The 2,636-nt window shown below is 71.7% G+C and carries 3 protein-coding genes; 1 reads left to right on the top strand and 2 read right to left on the bottom strand.

Annotation, left to right across the window (positions count from 1 at the left end):
- Positions 1-806 (bottom strand): oligosaccharide flippase family protein (locus tag EQG76_RS01680; RefSeq protein ID WP_159710033.1); only part of this gene is annotated, 806 nt, incomplete at its 3' end.
- The gene (locus tag EQG76_RS01675) at positions 799-2,166 is read right to left on the bottom strand and encodes a glucosamine inositolphosphorylceramide transferase family protein (RefSeq protein ID WP_159710031.1); all 1,368 of its coding nucleotides are present in this window, start codon (positions 2,164-2,166) and stop codon (positions 799-801) included. The genes EQG76_RS01680 and EQG76_RS01675, both read right to left, overlap by 8 nt.
- 225 nt (positions 2,167-2,391) lie before the next feature.
- Here EQG76_RS01675 and EQG76_RS01670 point away from each other — a divergent pair.
- Positions 2,392-2,636 (top strand): hypothetical protein (locus EQG76_RS01670; protein ID WP_159710029.1); only part of this gene is annotated, 245 nt, incomplete at its 3' end.

The following is a 2,636-nucleotide window of genomic DNA, read 5'->3' as shown; positions in this document are numbered from 1 at the left end:
TAGAGGCCGACCGCGGCGTCCGTGGCGAGCAGCGACAGGAGCAGGATGTCGCCGCGCAGGATGGTGCTGAGGATCACCCTGGAGCCGGCAATCGGCAGGCCGGTCGCCAGGAGCTCCCGCCAGATCGGCAGGTCAACCCTCAAGCGGAAGCGCTGCAGCCGCTGGGCCAGCGGCCAGGCGACCAGCAGTTGCACGATGCCGCCGCCCAGCATAGCACCCACCATCGGCACCACCCCGGCATCGGCCTGCACCGCCAGCCATACCAGCCCCAGCATGACCAGCCCGCCGATCGTCTCCGAGATCGCCTGCTGGCCCTGGCGCAGGTGGCGCTGGAACACGGACTGCAGCATCATCGCAGCCTGGAACACGACGTAATAGGGCGCTGCCACCAGGATGCCCTGCACGATCGTGGAATCGTAGGGCATCACCAAGCTGACCAGCGCACCTGCCGCCATCACGGCTGCCGAGAGCAGCATGCGCAGGAGCATGGCCGCACCCATCAGCCGGGCATGGTCACGGCCGGGCCGCCCCAGCTCGCGCAGCACCACGATCTGCAGGCCGAGGTCCGACGCGATGCTGACGAAGGAGACGAAGGTCAGGATCGTGCGGTACGCGCCATAGCCCTCCGGGCCCAGCGCCCGGGTGATCAGCGCGATGCTGACCAGGCCGATCACCACCGCGATCACCTTGCCGACGACGATCGAGGCCATGTTGAAGGTCAGGGCGCGGACCGTGCTGCGATGATCCGGCGGGGCCTTCGGCGCGGCCTGCGCCATGTCGGTGCCCCGCGGCAAGCGATCAGCCACCGGCCAGCGACCTCAGGCCGGTCAGCCAGCGCCGCAGCGAGCGAAACTCGCGCTTGCCGTCGACCAGGAAGCCCGGGCCGAACGGGGTGAGAGTGTGCAGGCCGTGCGGGCAGGGGCCGGCCGGATCCGGCCGCAGCACCGGGCCCGGCCGCTCCAGATACAGCTCGGGTGTCAGCGTCAGCACTTCGTTGAGCACGATGGCACCACCATAGGTCGTCCGGCAGTCCTGGGCAGGACGCCACAGCCTGCCTCCGGCGCGGAACAATGGTCCGGCCGGCCGCGCGGAGCCCAGGTCCACCTTGATCGGGTTCATCGGGTGGGGGGTCCAGGGCCCCAGCAGCGCCGGCGCGTGGTAGAGCACGAGGTTGGTCTCGTCCTGGGCGGCGCCGTCGCCAGTGAACAGCCAGAAGCCCTGGCCGTCACGGAACAGGGTCGGGTCGGCCGCGGCCAGCCCCTCGATCAGCACCGGCCCTGGCACGAACCGCTCGGGGAACGGGTCGCCGCGATACAGCCGGACCAGGCCCGCCGCCTTCGCCTCCGGCAGCAGCCAGGTCTGGCCGTCATGCTCGACGAGCTGCGGGTAGGACAGGTGGAACGGCTCGCGCAACACGGTGCGCTCGCTGCCGTCCCGGCCGATCGCCACGAGGTAGCCCAGGCGCTCGCGGAAGTCATAGGCCTCGGCCAGGAGCAGTTCCGCCCGGCCGGCCGCCCCCGCCTGGCCGAACGGGTCGGCATGATAGCCTTGCCGCCGCGCCGGCAGCCAAGTGATCCGCCGGGCGTCCGGCCCTGCCACGAGCTGCTCGGGCGTCTGGTCCAGCACGCCCACCCGCCACTGCTCCTCCCAGACCTCGCGCAGGATCCTCCGAGCGAGGTTGCGCAACTGCGCTGCCTTGGTCAGCCGGTGCGCTGCCTTGGTCAGCCGGGCGGCCCGCGCTCGTCCTGGCGCCTCGGCCGGCTCCGCAGGCGGGGATGGAGTGATCCCGGCTGCCAGCAGCAGCACCATCCGGAGCGGCATGGTGGCGGCCGCGGCGAACAGCCGGTCCTGGGTCTTGGCCAGGCTGTGGCTGACCGTCTTGATCCAGCAGCGCTCGAGCACGGAGTCGCCGGCCATCAGCGCAACGCCTGCATCGCGACGGCTGGCCTGCAACGCCGCGACGCCGGCCAGCGTCACGCTCCGCAGTCCATCCCAGCAAAAGCGCCAGGTGCCGAACCGGCTGGGCGGGCCTTCGTCCCGCGCGTCCGGCCGCAGGTCGACCACCGCTGCAAGCGGTTCCCCCTCAGGGGCGCCATCCGCCGCCAGGACGACCAGTTCCACCGCCCGTGCCGCACAGGCCCGGGCCAGGGCCTGCTGCAGGGGCACCACATCCTCGGCCGGGATCAGGCCGATACGCAGCCTGTGACCCGCAGCGGCGTTTACGCTGCCACAAGCCGCGGCTACCTCGTCGCCCGGGCCGGGATCGGCCGGCCCCATCGAATGCTGGATGGACGGCGCCGTGGGCGGATGGCGGTCGAGACTGGGCAGAGTGCTGCATCCGAAATTGCCGTCTGCCGACGGGAACGGTAGGGCGGCCGGGGTGGCGGGTCGATGACGACCCTCCGCGTCGCGTTCGTCAGCCAACCGCGAGATAGCCTGAAGGGCGCGGGCCCGCAATCAGGGTCGGTGGCGATCGTGCTGGGCAAGCTCGTCGAGGCGCTGGGCGCGGCGGTCGAGCCGTTCGCGATCGCACCGCGCCTGCCCGGGCAGGCGGAAAGCGAGATGGCCCCCGGCAGGCTCGCGATCCACCGTGTCCCCACCGACCACCGCCAAGTGGAGAAGGCGCTGGAACTGCT

Source organism: Geminicoccus flavidas (assembly GCF_009806515.1).
Classification (GTDB): Bacteria; Pseudomonadota; Alphaproteobacteria; order Geminicoccales; family Geminicoccaceae; genus Geminicoccus; species Geminicoccus flavidus.
The sequence above is the reverse complement of the archived record's forward strand: the minus strand, read 5'-3'. Positions and strand labels throughout refer to the sequence as shown.